The organism is Lelliottia sp. EB106-05-01-XG201 (assembly GCF_058791735.1).
The window spans coordinates 4,369,817-4,388,928 of record NZ_JBYTDV010000001.1 but is presented as its reverse complement, the minus strand read 5'-3'; the positions used below and the strand labels follow the sequence as shown (position 1 = coordinate 4,388,928).

At 57.3% G+C, this 19,112-nt stretch carries 12 protein-coding genes; 7 read left to right on the top strand and 5 right to left on the bottom strand.

All coding sequences use genetic code 11. From position 1 onward, the window contains the following. Window positions 1–11 precede the first annotated feature (11 nt). Window positions 12–2,459, top strand: a complete 2,448-nt coding sequence (gene glgP, locus AC3WS9_RS20565) for a glycogen phosphorylase (protein ID WP_492490147.1) — start codon at window positions 12–14, stop codon at window positions 2,457–2,459. A gap of 180 nt (window positions 2,460–2,639) precedes the next feature. Here glgP and glpD read toward each other — a convergent pair whose 3' ends face one another. Beyond that, complete coding sequence (glpD, locus tag AC3WS9_RS20560) at window positions 2,640–4,148, bottom strand: glycerol-3-phosphate dehydrogenase (protein ID WP_492490146.1); 1,509 nt, start codon at window positions 4,146–4,148, stop codon at window positions 2,640–2,642. A gap of 318 nt (window positions 4,149–4,466) precedes the next feature. Between glpD and glpE the strand changes: the two genes are divergently transcribed. From glpE to AC3WS9_RS20545, 3 genes are read left to right on the top strand one after another with little or no spacing between them, the layout of a single operon-like run. After that, window positions 4,467–4,799: a thiosulfate sulfurtransferase GlpE gene (gene glpE, locus AC3WS9_RS20555; RefSeq protein WP_282493540.1), complete on the top strand. Its 333-nt coding sequence runs from the start codon at window positions 4,467–4,469 to the stop codon at window positions 4,797–4,799. A gap of 47 nt (window positions 4,800–4,846) precedes the next feature. After that, a complete protein-coding gene (gene glpG, locus AC3WS9_RS20550) occupies window positions 4,847–5,677 on the top strand; it encodes a rhomboid family intramembrane serine protease GlpG (protein ID WP_282493539.1) in 831 nt (276 codons plus the stop codon). Window positions 5,678–5,693: 16 nt separating this feature from the next. Further along, the gene (locus AC3WS9_RS20545) at window positions 5,694–6,452 is read left to right on the top strand and encodes a DeoR/GlpR family transcriptional regulator (RefSeq protein WP_282493538.1); all 759 of its coding nucleotides are present in this window, start codon (window positions 5,694–5,696) and stop codon (window positions 6,450–6,452) included. Window positions 6,453–6,504: 52 nt separating this feature from the next. Here the strand turns inward: AC3WS9_RS20545 and malT are convergent, their stop codons facing one another. After that, on the bottom strand, window positions 6,505–9,210 hold the full coding sequence (malT, locus tag AC3WS9_RS20540; RefSeq protein WP_282493537.1) for an HTH-type transcriptional regulator MalT: 2,706 nt from the start codon (window positions 9,208–9,210) through the stop codon (window positions 6,505–6,507). 588 nt (window positions 9,211–9,798) lie between these two features. On the opposite strand from malT, the gene malP reads away from it, so the two are divergent. After that, window positions 9,799–12,192 carry a maltodextrin phosphorylase gene (gene malP, locus AC3WS9_RS20535; protein WP_492490145.1) on the top strand — a complete coding sequence of 798 codons (2,394 nt, stop codon included), beginning with the start codon at window positions 9,799–9,801 and terminating at the stop codon, window positions 12,190–12,192. Between the two features lie 9 nt (window positions 12,193–12,201). Next, window positions 12,202–14,280 (top strand): 4-alpha-glucanotransferase, encoded by a 2,079-nt coding sequence (gene malQ, locus AC3WS9_RS20530; RefSeq protein WP_492490144.1) that lies wholly within the window; start codon window positions 12,202–12,204, stop codon window positions 14,278–14,280. 863 nt (window positions 14,281–15,143) lie between these two features. Here malQ and gntT read toward each other — a convergent pair. The 3 genes from gntT to gntX form a co-directional block, all read right to left on the bottom strand. Next, window positions 15,144–16,460, bottom strand: a complete 1,317-nt coding sequence (gene gntT, locus AC3WS9_RS20525) for a gluconate transporter (protein WP_282493534.1) — start codon at window positions 16,458–16,460, stop codon at window positions 15,144–15,146. Window positions 16,461–16,870: 410 nt separating this feature from the next. Next, the gene (gene nfuA / locus AC3WS9_RS20520) at window positions 16,871–17,446 is read right to left on the bottom strand and encodes a Fe-S biogenesis protein NfuA (protein ID WP_095283731.1); all 576 of its coding nucleotides are present in this window, start codon (window positions 17,444–17,446) and stop codon (window positions 16,871–16,873) included. Window positions 17,447–17,507: 61 nt separating this feature from the next. Beyond that, the gene (gene gntX / locus AC3WS9_RS20515) at window positions 17,508–18,191 is read right to left on the bottom strand and encodes a DNA utilization protein GntX (protein ID WP_492490143.1); all 684 of its coding nucleotides are present in this window, start codon (window positions 18,189–18,191) and stop codon (window positions 17,508–17,510) included. 37 nt (window positions 18,192–18,228) lie between these two features. On the opposite strand from gntX, the gene bioH reads away from it, so the two are divergent. Next, window positions 18,229–19,002 (top strand): pimeloyl-ACP methyl ester esterase BioH, encoded by a 774-nt coding sequence (gene bioH / locus AC3WS9_RS20510; protein ID WP_492490142.1) that lies wholly within the window; start codon window positions 18,229–18,231, stop codon window positions 19,000–19,002. Window positions 19,003–19,112 lie beyond the last annotated feature (110 nt).

Here is a 19,112-nt window from a genome sequence, read left to right as displayed (position 1 = left end):
GAGTCACTGATATGAATGCACCTTTTAGTTATGCATCCCCGACACTCAGCGTAGAGGCGCTAAAGCACTCCATCGCCTATAAGCTGATGTTTACCATCGGGAAAGATCCGGTGATCGCCAACAAGCACGAGTGGCTGAACGCCACGCTGTTTGCCGTGCGTGACCGTCTGGTCGAACGCTGGCTGCGCTCGAACCGCGCCCAGCTGTCGCAGGAAACGCGTCAGGTTTACTACCTGTCGATGGAGTTTTTGATTGGCCGCACCCTTTCCAACGCGCTGTTATCGCTCGGGATTTACGACGATGTCAAAAACGCACTGGAAGAGATGGGGTTAGATTTAGAAGAGCTGATCGATGAAGAGAACGACCCTGGCTTAGGCAACGGTGGTCTGGGCCGTCTGGCGGCGTGCTTCCTCGATTCCCTGGCGACGCTGGCCCTGCCGGGCCGCGGGTACGGCATTCGCTACGACTACGGGATGTTCAAGCAGAACATCGTCGACGGACGGCAGAAAGAGTCCCCGGACTACTGGCTGGAGTACGGTAACCCGTGGGAGTTCAAACGCCACAACACCCGCTACAAAGTGCGCTTCGGCGGTCGCGTGCAGCTCGAAGGCAAGAAAAGCCGCTGGCTGGAGACCGAAGAGATCCTGGCGGTCGCTTACGACCAGATTATCCCTGGCTATGACACTGACGCCACCAACACCCTGCGCCTGTGGAACGCCCAGGCCAGTAGCGAAATCAACCTCGGGAAATTCAACCAGGGCGACTACTTCGCGGCAGTGGAAGATAAAAACCACTCCGAGAACGTGTCGCGCGTACTCTACCCGGATGACTCCACCTACTCCGGGCGCGAGCTGCGTCTGCGTCAGGAGTATTTCCTTGTCTCCTCGACGATCCAGGACATTTTGAGCCGCCACTATCAGCTGCACAAAACCTACAACAACCTGGCCGAAAAGACCGCCATTCACCTCAACGACACCCACCCGGTGCTGTCGATTCCGGAGCTGATGCGCCTGTTGATCGACGAGCACAAGTTCAGCTGGGATGAGGCGTTTGAAGTCACCTGTCAGGTCTTCTCCTACACCAACCACACGCTGATGAGCGAAGCGCTGGAGACCTGGCCGGTCGACATGCTCGGCAAGATCCTGCCGCGCCATCTGCAGATCATCTTTGAAATTAACGACTACTTCCTGAAAACCCTGCAGGAGCAGTATCCGAACGATACCGGGCTGCTGAGCCGCACCTCGATTATCGATGAATCCAACGGCCGTCGCGTGCGCATGGCGTGGCTGGCGGTGGTCATCAGCCACAAGGTCAACGGCGTTTCCGAGCTGCACTCGAACCTGATGGTGCAGTCCCTGTTTGCCGACTTCGCGAAAATCTTCCCGATGCGCTTCTGCAACGTGACCAACGGCGTCACGCCGCGTCGCTGGCTGGCGCTGGCGAATCAGCCGCTGTCGGAAGTGCTGGACGAAAACATTGGTCGCACCTGGCGGACCGATCTCAGTCAGCTAAGCGAGCTGGAACAGCACGCCGATTTCCCGCTGGTTAACAAGGCGGTGCGTGACGCCAAATTGCTGAACAAAAAACGCCTCGCGGTGTATATGGCCCAGCATCTGAACGTGGTGGCGAACCCGAAAGCGTTGTTCGACGTGCAGATCAAACGTATCCACGAGTACAAACGCCAGCTGATGAACGTCCTGCACGTGATCACCCGCTATAACCGCATCAAAGCCGATCCAACGGCGGAGTGGGTGCCGCGCGTGAACATCTTTGCCGGTAAGGCCGCCTCGGCGTACTACATGGCGAAGCACATCATTCACCTCATCAACGACGTGGCGAAGGTGATCAACAACGATCCGCAGATTGGCGACAAACTGAAGATCGTCTTTATCCCGAACTACAGCGTGAGCCTGGCGCAGCTGATCATTCCGGCGGCGGATCTCTCCGAGCAGATTTCGCTTGCGGGAACCGAGGCGTCCGGGACCAGTAACATGAAGTTTGCGTTGAACGGCGCGCTGACCATCGGCACGCTGGACGGGGCCAACGTCGAGATGCTGGAGCACGTCGGCGCGGACAATATCTTTATCTTCGGCAATACGGCGGAAGAGGTGGAGGAACTGCGCAAGCAGGGCTACAAACCGCGCGAGTATTACGAGCAGGATGAAGAGCTGCGCGAAGTGCTGACGCAGATCGCCACCGGTCTGTTTAACCCTGATGAGCCTGGCCGCTATCGCGACCTGGTGGATTCCCTGATTAACTTTGGCGACCACTATCAGGTGCTGGCGGATTATCGCAGCTACGTGGATTGTCAGGACAAGGTGGACGAGTTGTATCGTCATCAGGAGGAGTGGGCCGCCAAAGCGATGCACAACATCGCCAACATGGGCTATTTCTCGTCAGACCGAACCATCAAGGAGTATGCCGAGAAGATTTGGCATATTGATCCGGTGCGGTTGTAAAAAAAGCCGGGTGGCGGCTGCAAGGTAAAAGCAAAAGGCAACCGTAAGGTTGCCTTTTTAGTGTTTTCTCCCTCTCCCCGTGGGAGAGGGCCGGGGTGAGGGCACCAGCGCGCACTTTTCCCCCTCACCCTAACCCTCTCCCTCAAGGGAGAGGGGACCGTTCGGTGTTCTCACTTAAACTCACGACGCTAACGACAACTCACGCTTTCCCGCATTTTGCACCAGCCATTGCGCCACGCGCGATTGCTGTTCCGCATCCAGCCACATCCCTTCTTTGGTACGACGCCAGATCGCATCGTCCAGACGGCGCACCCACTCGTGCTCCACCAGATAACGCAGCTCGGCTTCGTACAGCTCATGACCAAAATGTTCCCCGAGATCGGCCAGCGTTTTGGCATCACCCAGAATTATGTCCGTATTGCTGCCGTAAGTGCGCGCGTAATGGCGGGCCATGGATTCGGTAATAAACGGATAACGACGGCGCAGTTTTGCCGCGAAGTCATCGCGATCGCTACCGATATCGCCGCCAGGTAGCGTCGCGCCTTTGGTCCACGCCGGGCCGATGCCTTTGTAGTACGGCGTCAGTTTTTCCATCGCACTTTCCGCCAGCTTACGATAGGTCGTCAGCTTGCCGCCAAACACCGACAGGAGCGGTGCCTGACCGTCAACGTCATGAATATCCAGCGTATAGTCGCGGGTGATCGCCTGCGGTGAATCGGATTCATCGTCGCACAGCGGACGCACGCCGGAATAAGTCCAGACCACGTCATCGCGCCCCAGCTGTTTCTTAAAGTGCGCGTTATAGACTTTCAGCAGATAGCCGATTTCACTCTCGTCGATTTCGACGTTCTTCGGATCGCCTTTGTACTCCACGTCGGTGGTGCCGATGATCGAAAACTCATCCATCCACGGGATCACAAACACGATGCGCTTATCTTCGTTTTGCAGGATGTACGCCTGCTTCTGCGTATGCACGCGCGGCACCACGATATGGCTGCCCTTGATCAGGCGGATACCGTACGGCGATGGCAATTTCATGCCATCGTCAAAGAACTGTTTCACCCACGGGCCGGTGGCGTTCACCAGACCGCGCGCCAGCCAGCTAAACTTCTCGCCGGTATCGATATCTTCGGCTTCGACAATCCACAGCCCGTTTTCACGGCGTGCGGCGGTGGCGCGAGTGCGGGTTTTCACCTCGCCATCCTTCTGCACCACCATCTGAGCGTTGGCCAGAACCAGGCGCGCATCGTCCACCCAGCAGTCAGAATATTCGAAACCGCGCACGATTTCCGGTTTCAGAACCGATTCTGAGCCAAAACGCAAACCAGTCGAGCTCGGCAGACTGGTCCGTTTCCCCAAGTGATCGTACATAAACAGACCAATGCGGATCATCCACGCCGGACGTAAATGCGGGCGATGAGGCAGACGGAAACGCATCGGGATCGCCAGATGAGGGGCCATTTTCAGCAGCACTTCGCGCTCGGCGAGCGCTTCGCTGACCAGGCGGAACTCGTAGTGTTCCAGGTAGCGCAGGCCGCCGTGGATCAGTTTGGAGCTGGCGGACGAGGTCGCGCAGGCGAGATCGTTGGCTTCCAGCATCAGTACAGATAATCCGCGTCCTGCGGCATCTGCCGCAATACCGGCACCGTTAATGCCCCCGCCTATCACAATCAGATCTTTGGTTTCCATGTCACCCTCACGCACTTTCGTTAAAGCTCAGAAATGTTCGATATCGCTCATAATAGCAAACGAACGCGCTTTTGGTAACATCAAAAAAACAATTTTGAGTGATAGAGATAACATAATGGCGTTTCGCCGCCGCGACGACGTACACTACGCGGTAAAATAGTTTTCCCCCTCTCCCCGTGGGAGAGGGCCGGGGTGAGGTCGAGGTAAAAGCAAAACGGCAATCTGGTTGCCGTTTTTAGTGTTTGCTCCCTCTCCCTGTGGGAGAGGGCCGGGGTGAGGGCACCAGGCCGCACCGTATATGAAAAGAAAGAGAGCAAAATGGAACAGTTTGAATGCATTAATGTAGAAGAAGCCCACCAGAAGATGCACCAGGGAAAGGCGGTGCTGGTGGATATTCGCGATCCGCAAAGCTATGCGATGGGCCACACGCCGGGCGCGTTTCATCTGACCAACGACACCCTGGGCGCGTTTATGCGCGATAACGACTTCGAAACCCCGGTGATGGTGATGTGCTATCACGGCAACAGCAGCAAAGGTGCCGCGCAGTATCTGCTCCAGCAGGGCTATGACGCGGTCTACAGCGTCGACGGCGGCTTTGACGCCTGGCATCGGCATTTCCCGGCGGAAGTTGAACACGCCTTTGGCGGCTGAGATCGTTATACTGTTTTCTTTTGTACGGAAATAAGCGACTGCCGCCCATGCTGATGATTACCTCTTTTACCAACCCGCGCGTCGCTCAGGCGTTTGTCGATTACATGGCGACGCAGGGTGTGATCCTGACGATTCAACAGCATACGCAGACCGACGTCTGGCTGGCTGATGAAAGCCAGGCGAATTTCGTCAACACCGAGCTGGCGCGTTTTCTGGAAAACCCTGCCGACCCGCGCTATCTGGCGGCCAGCTGGACCTCCGGCCACACGGACAGCGGGCTGCACTATCAGCGTTTCCCTTTCTTAGCCACCGTGCGCGAGCGCGCCGGGCCCTTTACCCTGCTGCTGATGGCGGCCTGTATTCTGGTGTTTATCATCATGAACGTGGTCGGCGACCAGCAGGTGATGATCGCTCTCGCCTGGCCGTATGACGCCTCGGTGCAGTTTGACGTCTGGCGCTACTTCAGCCACGCCCTGATGCACTTTTCGGTGCTGCATATTCTCTTTAACCTGCTGTGGTGGTGGTATCTCGGCGGGGCGGTAGAAAAGCGTCTCGGCACCGGGAAACTCATTGTCATCACCGTAATCAGCGCCCTGTTAAGCGGCTATGTGCAGCACAAGTTTAGCGGCCCGTGGTTCGGTGGTTTGTCGGGTGTGGTATACGCATTAATGGGCTACGTCTGGCTGCGCGGCGAACGTGACCCCGAAAGCGGCATCTATCTGCAACGTGGTTTAATAACCTTTGCGTTAATATGGCTAATTGCCGGATGGTTTGATCTGTTTGGTATGTCTATCGCCAACGGCGCACACGTCGCCGGGCTGGCCGTAGGGTTGGCGATGGCGTTTGCCGATACGCTGAATGCGCGAAAACGAACATAATTCCCAGGGATATTTCATGAAACAAACGCAACGTCATGACGCCATTATCGAACTGGTTAAAAAGCAGGGATACGTCAGCACCGAAGAGCTGGTCGAGCAGTTCGCCGTCAGCCCGCAGACCATTCGTCGCGATCTCAACGACCTGGCCGATCAGAACCGCATTCTGCGCCACCACGGCGGCGCGGCGCTGCCGTCGAGCTCCGTGAACACTTCCTGGCACGATCGCAAGGCGACGCAAACCGCAGAGAAAGAGCGTATCGCGGCCAAAGTGGCGAGCCAAATCCCCAACGGCGCGACGCTGTTTATTGATATCGGCACCACGCCGGAAGCGGTGGCCCATGCGTTGCTCAACCATGAAAACCTGCGCGTGGTGACCAACAACCTGAACGTGGCAAACACCCTGATGCAGAAAGAGGATTTCCGCATCATTCTGGCGGGCGGCGAACTGCGCAGCCGCGACGGGGGAATCATCGGCGAAGCGACGCTCGATTTTATCTCCCAGTTCCGCCTCGATTTCGGCATCCTCGGGATCAGTGGCATCGACAGCGATGGTTCGCTGCTGGAGTTTGACTATCACGAAGTGCGCACCAAGCGGGCGATTATCGAGAACTCCCGCCACGTGATGCTGGTGGTGGATCACTCGAAGTTTGGCCGTAACGCGATGGTAAACATGGGCAGCATCAGCATGGTGAATGCGGTGTACACCGACGTCATGCCACCGGCGGGGGTGTTGCAGGTGATTAAGGATAACAATTTACAGTTAGAGTTGTGTTGAGCGGCCAAACATAACCGTAGGCCCGGTAAGCGTAGCGCCACCGGGCAATGAATTACACGCCATATCCCATCATCTTCAACAGCTGCTGCGCATGCTGCACCGCGTCCTGACGATGCGCCACGCCGAGTTTCTGATACAAATTACGAATGTGCGTTTTGATGGTGGTCGCTGCGACCGCCAGCTCGCCCGCAATCTGATCGTTGCTGTAGCCCGAGTAAATCAGCCCCAGAACCTGCCACTCACGCTGGGTGAGCGGGCTGGTGCGAATAAGTTCCGGCACTTCCGGGTGGTTCAGCAGACGTTCGACAAAGTTCTCGTCGAAGTGCGCGAACTTGTGGCGATGATGCTGATTAATCTCGCGCAGAATGCGCTGGGCACGGTGCTGATCCAGTTCCGGTAACGTATTGAGCTGAATCAGCTGGCGCAGCTGCTGCGCCATCGTCTCGCCTTCAATCACAAAGTGGCTGATAAATCCGGTGCGGTTCGCCAGCTGGAGTGCTTCCAGCAGCACGCGCTGGGCGTCGTTTTTACGTCCGGCCTGCCAGTAAAGCTGATTGAGCAGCAGCAGGTTGCGGTTCAGATCGCTCATCAGACGCAGGCTGCGGGCGTTCTCGTTCAGCTCTTCCAGCACAATTTCCGCAGGCTCGAACTCACCCAGCAGGATCTGCGCGCGGGCGATGTTGCGCCACTGGCTTTGCAGGAAGTGGTTATTGGCGAATTCTGGTTTTGGCGTCTGGCGCAGCCAGTTGGCGGCGGACTTTTTATCGCCGATCATTTGCCAGTAAATCACCCGCACCTTATCGGCGTTGGAAACCCAGTCGCTATGATACTGACCATTGCCGAGCAGGTTTTCGAGGCGGTTCAGGTGATTCCGGGCGTTATCCAGATCGCCGCGCGCCAGCGAGCACTGCACCAGCAGAGCCAGGCATTGCAGCTGCTGCTGCGGCTGGAAGGTAGAAAGCACGTCCACGCCGTGACGGGCTGAGGCTTCGGCCTCATCCAGACGCGCCCAGGCCCACAGCAACTGTGCCCGGATGCGCAGCAGGAATTCGTGCATCGGCAGCTGTTCGAGGTGCTGATCCTGAATCAGCTGGAACGCTTTTTCCTGAGTCTCCCAGGCCGCTTGCAGGAACCCCTGAGCAAATAAAATTTCGCTCTGCTGGATCATGCTCCACAGGGCGTAATGCCAGACGTCATGACGGCGGGCCATCTGCTCCGTCTGCTGCATCAGCGACAGGGAGCGGGTGAGATCGCCTTTGCAGTGCAGGACTTCGCCGTGAACCGACGTGGCCACAATGCGGCTGTAATAGTTCGCCAGCGGCAGTTCGTCGAGGGCGATCATCGCCAGACGTTCAGCCTCTTCCTGGTCGCCGTCGTTGATCGCCACCTGCGCGCGCAGGGCGTTAAACTCGCCGTGCAGCGTGCCGTCCATCTCGCCCTTCATCTCTTGTTCGGCGCGGGCCAGCAGGGTATTCACTTCGCTGTAGCGGTGCTGGCTCTGCATCAGCCACGCCTGCAACAGCACCAGACGCGGATTTTCCAGCAGGCTTTCCCACGGCAGGGCGCGGAGCGACTCTTCGAGCAGCGTCAGTTCACTGTGATTGAACAGGCCCCAGGCGTGGTTAAGCAGGATGTCGCGCAGCATATTCGCGTCACCCGCGGCCAGCGCGTGGTGGATCGCTTCGCTCGGGAAACCTTGCGCCATCCAGCTTTCGGCGGCGGAACGGTGGACGTCGGGTAATTCGGTGGCCATTTCCCACTGGCAGCGCTGGCGCAGGAAGTTACCAAACAGCGGGTGGAAGCTGAACCATTCCCCGGAGTCGTCCATGCGTTGCAGGAACAACCCCTGGCGTTCGATCTCTTCCAGGCGCATCTGGCCGTTGTCTTCGCCAGTCACGCGCACAATCAGCGCGTCGTTCATCGAGCGCAGCAGCGAGCTTTTCAGCAGGAACTGACGGGTCGCCGGGTCAACGCTGTCCAGCACTTCATCGACCAGATAATCGGACAGATGGCTGGCGTTGATGCCTGCCAGGCGGCGCGCGGACTGGTGCGTCGGGCTGTTATTTTGTCGGGCGGAGAGGGCGATGAGCTGTAGCGCGGTTGCCCAGCCGGCCACGTCGTCGCACAGGCGGCTACTCTCGGAGGCTTCAATCGGCGAGCTCAGGCGGCAGTCAAAGAACTGTTTCGCCTCCTGATGGTTAAAGGCCAGCTGTTGGCTGCCCACTTCGAGAAGCTGATCGCGCACGCGCAGGTTGGCAATCCCCAGCTGTGGCAGATTACGCGAGAGCACCACCAGGGTGAGATTTTCCGGCTGATGGCGGAGGAAGAAGCGCATCGATTCGTGGATCACCGGGTTGGTAATCAGGTGGTAATCGTCAATCACCAGGAACAGCGGGCGATGCCATTCGGCAAGCTCAATGAACAGCTGGGCGAACAGGGAGGAGAGGCTCGCGTACTGCCGCTTTTGCACCATCACTTCACTGGTGACGCAATGCCCGTTGGTCGCCTGCTGAATGGCGGCGATCAGGTAGCTGGCAAAGCGCTCCTGCTGGTTATCGCCCTCGTCGAGGGAGTACCAGCCTAAATCGCTTTTGCCTGCGGCCCACTGTGAGATGAGCGTTGTTTTGCCATAGCCTGCAGGACTCGTAACCAGCGCCAGTCGGAAATTATTCGCGCCGGAAAGTTTCGCCAACAGACGTTCGCGGACCACAGTATGGTCAAGACGAACCGGGCGACTTAATTTGGACGGAATCAACATAAGTTTTTTCACTTCACTGTGGGGAAACGAGGAAAGACGATTTTTTTTGCGCTTCGTAATAATAGATATAAGGTCGGCCAGAACAGGAACTATTGCAAGTTATGTCCGAGTTTTGTGTCCCTTAATTTGCACTCTGTCACAAAATTATTTCTCATTGACCGGGAACTTTCTGAGATGCCCTATATCCCGCATGGATGCTGGCTTGTATGCATTTGGTGCGCTTATCCTGAAACTGGTTTCATAAGGCGATTCTCACCACAAAGTTAATAAATATCCGGTATAGTTGTGCCGGGAAAATAACCCTCTGAGAAAGGCCTAAAACAGAGAAATATTATTCCTGGTAAGCAATCATTTCTGCTGATGTTAATTTCATCCGAAACTGCATTTCATTTATTTGACACTCTTCCCGTTTATCCTCGCGCCATAAAGGCACACTCGATCTATGCTCAAGAGTGGCCTTGATCACACTTTTACGCTCATCCCCGCTACTCCTCCCTGTCTAATCCCCGACAGGAGGAGGAAGAGGGGGAATGAGCCTGGCACACTAGCGCCAATATTTTTTCTTTCTCTACAGGATGCCGATTCCCTATGTCACAGCCTACCTTCAACAAAGCTCAGTTCCAGGCTGCCCTGACGCGTCAGTGGCAGCGTTTTGGTTTGCACGCCGCAGAGGAGATGACCCCTCATCAGTGGTGGCAAGCCGTGAGCGGTGCGCTGGCCGAACTGCTCAGCGCGCAGCCGGCGGCGAAGCCGGTGAAAAACCAGCGTCATGTGAACTACATCTCGATGGAATTCCTGATTGGTCGTCTGACCGGCAACAACCTGCTGAACCTCGGCTGGTATCAGGAGGTGAGCGACGTGCTGAATGAGCACAACGTGAACCTGACCGATCTGCTGGAGGAAGAGACTGATCCAGGCCTGGGCAACGGCGGGCTGGGGCGTCTGGCGGCCTGTTTCCTCGATTCAATGGCGACGGTGGGGCAATCCGCCATCGGCTATGGCCTGAACTATCAGTACGGCCTGTTCCGCCAGTCCTTTGACGACGGCCATCAGATTGAAGCGCCGGACGACTGGCATCGCGGCAGCTATCCGTGGTTCCGCCACAACGCGCAGCTCGACGTCCACGTCGGGATTGGCGGGAAAGTGTCTAAGCAAGGCCACTGGGAGCCGGGTTTTGTCATCACCGGTGAAGCCTGGGATCTGCCGGTGCTGGGCTATCGTAACGGCGTCGCGCAGCCCCTGCGTCTGTGGCAGGCGAAGCACGCCCATCCGTTCAACCTGACCAAATTTAACGACGGCGATTTCCTGCGTGCCGAGCAGCAGGGTATCGACGCCGAGAAGCTGACTAAAGTTCTCTACCCGAACGACAACCATCTGGCGGGTAAAAAGCTGCGTCTGATGCAGCAGTATTTCCAGTGCGCCTGTTCGGTGGCGGATATCCTGCGTCGCCACCATCTGGCGGGCCGTAAGCTCTCTGAGCTGGCGGATTACGAAGTGATTCAGCTGAACGACACTCACCCGACCATCGCCATTCCGGAACTGCTGCGCGTGCTGCTCGACGAGCACCAGCTGAGCTGGGATGCGGCCTGGGCGATCACCAGCCGTACCTTCGCGTACACCAACCACACTCTGATGCCAGAAGCGCTGGAGTGCTGGGACGAGAAGCTGGTGAAGGCGCTCCTGCCGCGCCACATGCAGATCATCAATCAGATCAACGACCAGTTTAAAGTGCTGGTGAGCAAAACCTGGCCGGGCGACAAAGCGGTCTGGGCGAAACTGGCGGTGGTGCACGACAAACAGGTGCGCATGGCGAACATGTGCGTGGTCAGCGGTTTTGCAGTGAACGGTGTGGCGGCGCTGCACTCGGATCTGGTGGTCAAAGATCTGTTCCCGGAATATCACCAGCTGTGGCCGAACAAGTTCCATAACGTCACCAACGGCATCACGCCTCGCCGCTGGATCAAACAGTGCAACCCGGCGCTGGCCGCGCTGCTGGATAAAACCCTCAAGAAAGAGTGGGCCAACGATCTCGACCAGCTGATCAACCTGGAAAAACAGGCTGACGACGCGAAGTTCCGTCAGAAATATCAGGCTATCAAACAAGAGAACAAAGTGCGCCTCGCGGCGTTCGTGAAAGTGCGTACCGGGATTGAAATCAGCCCGAACGCGATTTTTGATATCCAGATCAAACGCCTGCACGAGTACAAGCGTCAGCACCTGAACCTGCTGCACATTCTGGCGCTGTACAAAGAGATCCGCGAGAACCCGAACGCCGACCGCGTGCCGCGCGTGTTCCTGTTCGGTGCCAAAGCGGCGCCTGGCTACTATCTGGCTAAGAACATCATCCTCGCCATCAACAAAGTGGCCGAAGCGGTGAACAACGATCCGAAGGTCGGCGATAAGCTGAAAGTGGTGTTCCTGCCGGATTACTGCGTGTCGGCGGCGGAAATGCTAATCCCGGCGGCGGATATCTCCGAGCAGATTTCGACGGCGGGTAAAGAGGCGTCCGGCACCGGTAACATGAAGCTGGCCCTGAACGGCGCGTTAACCGTCGGCACCCTGGACGGCGCGAACGTTGAAATCGCCGAGCAGGTGGGCGAGGAGAATATCTTTATCTTCGGTCACACGGTCGAGCAGGTGAAAGCCCTCAAAGCCAAAGGCTACGACCCGGTGAAATGGCGCAAGAAAGACAAAGTGCTGGATGCGGTGCTCAAAGAGCTGGAAAGCGGCAAATACAGCGATGGCGACAAACACGCCTTCGACCAGATGCTGCACAGCATTGGCAAACAGGGCGGCGACCCGTATCTGGTGATGGCGGACTTCACCGCCTACGTGGACGCGCAGAAGCAGGTCGACGTGCTCTACCGCGATCAGGACGCCTGGACGCGCGCGTGCATTCTGAATACTGCCCGCTGCGGGATGTTCAGCTCTGACCGTTCAATTCGTGATTATCAGGCCCGTATCTGGCAGGCAAAACGCTAAGGAAGCGCGATGGAGAGCAAACGTCTGGATAATGCCGCGCTGGCGGCGGGGATCAGCCCCAGTTACATCAATGCTCACGGCAAACCGCAGTCAATTGGCGCTGAAACCAAAAGACGTTTGCTGGATGCCATGCACAAGGCCACGCCCGTCGCGAAAGCGGCGGGAGCGCCAGTTCCTGGGGTGAAAGTGTTCACCGCGGGCAAGAAAATGTCGCTGCCGGTAGACGGCAGCGGCGAGTTCAGCTGGATGTTAACCACCGAAGAGGGCCAGCAGCACAAAGGCCATGCATCGGGCGGAAAAGCGCTCAACCTCCCTGCGAAATTGCCGCAGGGTTATCACACCCTGACGCTGAATCAGGGCGGCCACCGTTTTCATTGCCGGGTGATCATCGCGCCGAAACGCTGCTACGAGCCGCAGGCGCTGATCGAAGACAAAAAGCTGTGGGGCGCCTGCGTGCAGCTCTATACGCTGCGTTCGGACGACAACTGGGGAATCGGTGATTTCGGCGATCTGAAAAAAATGCTGGCGGACGTGGGCAAGCGTGGCGGGGCCTTTATCGGCCTCAACCCCATCCACGCCCTCTATCCGGCTAACCCGGAAAGCGCCAGCCCGTACAGCCCGTCGTCCCGCCGCTGGCTGAACGTGATTTATATCGACGTCAACGCGCTGGACGATTTCAAAAACAGTAAAGAGGCGCAGGAGTGGTGGAAGATGAGCACCACTCAGCACACCCTGAAACAGGCGCGCGACGCCGACTGGGTCGACTACGCGACGGTTACCGCCCTGAAAATGGCCGCCCTGCGCATGACCTGGAAACGCTTCGCTAAGCGCACGGACGAACAGATGAACGCGTTTCGTCAGTTCGTCGCCCAGGAAGGCGACAGCCTTTACTGGCAGGCGGCGTTCGACGCCCTGCATGCGTATCAGGTGAAAGAGGACGAAATGCGCTGGGGCTGGCCGGTGTGGCCGGAAGCGTATCAGTCGGTGGATTCCCCGGAGGTGAAAGCCTTCTGCAAAAAACACGCCGACGAAGTGGATTTCTTCCTGTGGCTGCAGTGGCTGGCCTACAGCCAGTTTGCCGCCTGCTGGCACGAGAGCCAGGGCTACGACATGCCGATCGGTCTTTATCGCGATCTGGCGGTGGGCGTGGCGGAAGGGGGAGCCGAAACCTGGTGCGACCGCGAGCTGTACTGCCTGAAAGCCTCTGTGGGCGCACCGCCGGATATCCTCGGCCCGCTGGGGCAAAACTGGGGTCTGCCGCCGATGGACCCGCACGTGATGGCTGCGCGCGGGTACGAACCTTTTATCGATCTGCTGCGCGCCAATATGCAAAACTGCGGGGCGCTGCGTATCGACCACGTGATGTCCGTGCTGCGCCTGTGGTGGATTCCGTATGGTGAAACGGCGGATCACGGGGCTTACGTGCATTACCCGGTGGACGATCTGCTGTCGATTCTTGCGCTGGAAAGTCAGCGTCACAGCTGCATGGTGATTGGCGAAGACCTCGGTACCGTGCCGGTTGAAATCGTCAGCAAATTACGCGAGAGTGGCGTTTATTCATACAAAGTACTCTATTTCGAAAGTGACCATGAGAAGACGTTCCGTTCGCCGAAAGCGTATCCTGAACAATCAATGGCTGTCGCGACAACGCATGATCTTCCTACGCTGCGAGGCTATTGGGAAAGTGGCGATCTCACGCTTGGCAAAACGCTAGGCTTGTATCCTGATGAAGTGGTGCTGCGCGGGCTGTATCAGGACCGCGAGCTGGCAAAACAGGGGCTGCTGGACGCGCTGCACAAGCACGGCTGCTTGCCAAAACGCACCGGACATAAAGCCTCGCTGATGGCGATGACGGCGACCCTGAATCGCGGGATGCAGCGCTATATTGCCGACAGTAACAGCGCCCTGCTTGGCCTGCAGCCAGAAGACTGGCTGGGGATGGCGGAGCCGGTGAACATTCCGGGCACCAGCTATCAGTACAAAAACTGGCGGCGCAAACTGTCTACCACCCTTGAGAAGATGTTTGCCGACGACGGCGTGAACAAGCTGATTAAGGATTTAGATAAGCGCAGAAAAGCGAAGAAGTGAGAAAAAGCCCGGCAGGTGCGGTCTGATGCCCTCACCCACCGGGAGAGGACGAAAACATTAAAAACGGCAACCTTTGGTTTTAATACCAGTCAGTTAAGCAACATAATGAATTTAGATTTATTATGTTGCTTGCTCCAGGACCTTTATGGCATCAGTGGAATTGTTCCGTTCACTTTCGTTCCTCTGCTTCCGGTCCATCTCTCTGCGGTGAACGTGCCAGGGTGGCTCAATCGCCACCACCCTGGCAACCCCGGCTCCCGGCAAAGAAAATCGCCGCTTCGCGGTGCCCTCAGCTTATTCCTTGCGGCTTTCGGGTCGGGCGCGATCCTGCATCCATGCAGGTCGCACCCTCTCGGCGCTTCCCTGCGCCTCGACCCGGCCTCCAGGAAACGCTTCGGCGATTTTCAGCCGGACTCCCGCTCCCTCAACCATCACAGTTGTCTGCATGTGGCACCGGTGTGGGTCCCCGCTGAAATCGGCGAACCGAAGGCCGGATGACAAGGGCTGGACGCCAGGGATGGCGGCCAGAGGCGAAACGAGACAGGACAAAATTGCCGGGAGCAATTTTGAACAGCGCTTGCGCTGGCCCCGTAGGGGCGAGTCCCATGGATGGGACGAGTAATCACGAGTCGAGCCGACCGCAGGCAGATGGCCGGGAGGTGAGCGCAGTGCGAAGCACCGATTTCATGGCGGGGCGCGGGGATTGACAAGGGGGCCGCGTAGCCCCCTTGTCACGTTCACAGGTTATGAAGTGATTATATTCTGCTGAACATGAGGTGAACGGAATAACCTCAGATGCTTAACTGACCAGCATTACAACCTTTGGTTGCCGTTTTGCGTTGAACTTGTAGGCCGGGTAAGGCTTAAACCACCATCCCCAACAGCAGACACCCAATCAGGCCGCACACGGAGATAATCGTTTCCAGCATCGACCAGGACTTGATGGTCTCACCGATGGTCAGGTTGAAATACTCCTTGAACAGCCAGAAGCCTGGATCGTTCACGTGGGAGAAAATCACGCTACCGGAACCCACCGCGATAACCATCAGCTCCGGGCTCACGCCGGTGGTTGCAATCAGCGGTGCCACGATCCCGCCCGCGGTAATCGCCGCAACGGTCGCAGAACCCAGCGCAATACGCAGCACGGCGGCAATCGACCAGGCCATCAGAATTGGCGAGATGTTGGTTTCATGCATCATGGAAGCGATGTATTTGTCCACGCCGCTGTCCACCAGAACCTGCTTGAACGCACCGCCACCGCCGATGATCAACAGCATCATGGCGATAATTTTGATGGCAGAGCCGAGGGTTTCGTTGATCTGATCCATATTACGACCGCGGTTCAGACCGAAGGTGAAGAGGGCAATCAGGACGGCAATCAGCGTCGCCATCACCGGGTCACCGAGGAACTCCGCTACAGACAGGAACGCGTGACCTTTTGGCAGCACCATTTCGGCCACGGCGCGCATCGCCATCAGCACAACTGGCACCAGAGAGGTCCAGACGCTGACGCCAAAGCTTGGCATCTCTTCTTCGCTGAAGGTTTTGGCGCTGTACAGACCTTCAGGAATTGGCTTGTCGATACCTTTCAGGCAGCGCGCAAACACCGGGCCGGCCAGGATAACGGTTGGGATCGCCAGAATGGTACCGAACAGCAGGGTTTTACCCATATCCGCATGGAAGATGGTCGCGATAGCGGTTGGACCCGGGTGCGGCGGCAGGAAGCCGTGAGTCACGGACAGCGCAGCGGCCATCGGCACGCCGACGTACAGCAGCGGAATATTTGCCGCAGCGGCGATGGTGAAGACCAGCGGCAGCATCAGCACAAAGCCGACTTCATAGAACAGCGCAAAACCGACGGTAAAACCGGTTAACACTACTGCCCACTGAATGTGTTGTTTACCAAATTTGGCAATCAGCGTGGTCGCGATGCGCTGTGCGCCCCCGCAGTCTGCCAGCATTTTACCGAGCATGGCACCGAAGCCCATGATCAGCGCCAGGCTGCCGAGCGTTCCGCCCACACCCGCTTTGATGGAGCTGATGACTTTCACCAGCGGCATCCCTTGCATCAGACCGACTGCAAGTGCCACCAGAACCAGAGCGATGAAGCCGTTCAGTTTGAAACGGATCATCAAGAGCAGTAATAAGACAACACCGATAGCGACGATAACTAATGGCATGATTGACCTGGCCTTTCAATTGTTATGGGTAACGTCATTGTTTCGACGACAATTTCCGATTGTCCCAACTGGGAACAGAGAATTAACGGCACTAATACTGATTGCCTGCAAAACTATTGAGTTTAGTCGGCTGTTATGAGGATGCTTAGTGCCCATGAGAATGATACGGGTAACATACACGGATTGAGAATCACCTGGGTGGGCAAAATTTGAATTATGAGACGCAGGTCAACATATGGGGAGGGGAGGAGCGGGCAAACAAAAGCCGGGTGGCGGCTTCGCCTTACCCGGCCTACAGTTCGAGTCTTTTGTAGGCCCGGTAAGCGCAGCGCCACCGGGCAAAGACAGACGACAACACAGTTTTGTAGGCCCGGTAAGCGTAGCGCCACCCGGCAAAGACAGACGGGAACTTAGTAGTAAGAGTGCTCGCCGCGCTGGTGTTCGGTCAGATCGCGCACACCTTTCAGTTCAGGGAACTCGTTCAGCATCTGCTTCTCGATCCCTTCCTTCAGGGTCACGTCGACCATGGAACAACCGTTACAGCCGCCGCCAAACTGCAGGATCGCCAAACCGTCATCGGTGATTTCCATCAGCGTCACTTTACCGCCGTGGCCAGCCAGCTGCGGGTTGATCTGCGACTGCAGCAGATACTCCACGCGCTCCATCAGCGGCGCATCGTCGGACACTTTGCGCATTTTCGCGTTCGGTGCTTTCAGCGTCAGCTGAGAACCCAGCTGATCGGTAACAAAATCGATCTCTGCGTCATCAAGATATGGCGCGCTTAACTCATCGACATAGGCGGTGAGCTGCTCAAATTTCAGGGCAGTGTCAGATGCTTCCACAGCGTCCGGAGGACAATAAGAGACACCGCATTCTGCATTCGGAGTGCCTGGATTAATCACAAACACGCGGATCTGCGTCCCTTCTTCCTGATTTGCCAGCAGTTTGGCAAAGTGTGATTGTGCAGAATCGGAAATACGGATCATAGCTTTGGCCTAATAGTTGACTAAATTACCTGGGTATAATAATACGCCCATCGGAAAAGGGCTACAAGGTGCGACACAAACACCATACCTGAACCGTCGCTGCGCCGCTTTGCAAAAGCAGTCGGGAAAGCTCTGCCACGGTGCTGCCGGTCGTGACGACATCATCCACAATCGCGATATGGCGGCCCTTGACCGCTAATTCAAGGCGAAAGGCGTTTTTAAGATTCCTTTTGCGCGAACGGGCGCTCAACTGATGCTGCACCGCCGTGGTTCGGATGCGTTTCAGCGCTTCCGGCTGCCAGCTACAGCGCAGCCAGTGGGCCAGCGGACGGCATAACAGATCGCTCTGATTGTAGCCGCGACGCCAGTGTCGACGTCGGTGCAGCGGCACGCCGATCAGCAGTTCCACAGCCGGTAAATCCCGCGTGCGCCGGGCCTGCAAAACCGCGAGCACTAACAGACGTGCAAGCGGCACCGCCAGCTGACACTGGCGGGAAAACTTCAACTTATGAATCAAGCCGCTTAAAGGCCGAACGTAATTATCGACCGCCACCAGGGCACTCCACGGCGGCGGTTTTTGCAGGCATCGACCGCAGGGGAGGTCGACACTCATCGCCGGTAATCCGCACTGCGGGCAGCAGGGCGAACGGCGCGTGAACGCGCGCGTGCAAACGGAGCAGATCCCCCAGTGGCTCATTCTGAGCGGCATTCGGCATAGCCAGCACAAGCCAGGCACTGATAGCATGGGCAACTTCCTTGTAGAAAAAAGAGAATCCTAACCGATGAACAATCTTTGGTGGCAGACCACGGGCACGGGAAATGTTGATCTTGTGCTGCTGCACGGATGGGGGCTGAACGCCGAAGTCTGGCATTGCATTCAGGAGGAACTGGCCTCGCAATTTAGGCTGCATCTGGTTGATCTGCCTGGATTTGGCCGCAGCCACGGCTTTGGCGCGATGCCGCTCGACGAGATGGCGAACGAGGTTCTGGAACACGCGCCGCAAAAAGCGATTTGGCTTGGCTGGAGTCTCGGCGGGCTGGTCGCCAGTCAGATTGCCCTCACGCACCCGGAGCGCGTTCAGGCGCTGGTGACGGTGGCGTCATCCCCGTGCTTTGCGGCGCGGGAGGAGTGGCCCGGTATCAAGCCGGAAGTGTTAGCCGGTTTCCAGCAACAGCTGAGTGAGGATTTCAAGCGCACGGTCGAGCGCTTTCTGGCGCTGCAAACCATGGGCACTGAAACGGCACGCCAGGATGCGCGGATGCTCAAAAGTGCGGTGCTGGCGCTTCCGATGCCTGACGTCGAGGTGCTCAACGGCGGTCTGGAGATCCTGAAAACCGTCGACCTGCGCGAACCGCTCGCTGCGCTTGCCGTGCCGCATCTGCGTATCTACGGGTATCTCGATGGACTGGTGCCGCGCAAAGTGGTGCCGATGCTGGATGAATTGTGGCCGCAGAGCGAATCGCTGGTCATTGCGAAGGCCGCGCACGCGCCTTTCGTGTCGCATCCGGCGGCCTTTTGCGCGGCGCTGACTGCGTTAAGTCAACGTTTAAACTGATTATTTTCTAATCCACTGGCAAAAGTTTCATGCCGCAACAATACTTCAAGTGTCGTTGCGGCGGTTGAGCCTACGATAATCAAAACAACAAACCTATGGAGAGTAATGGT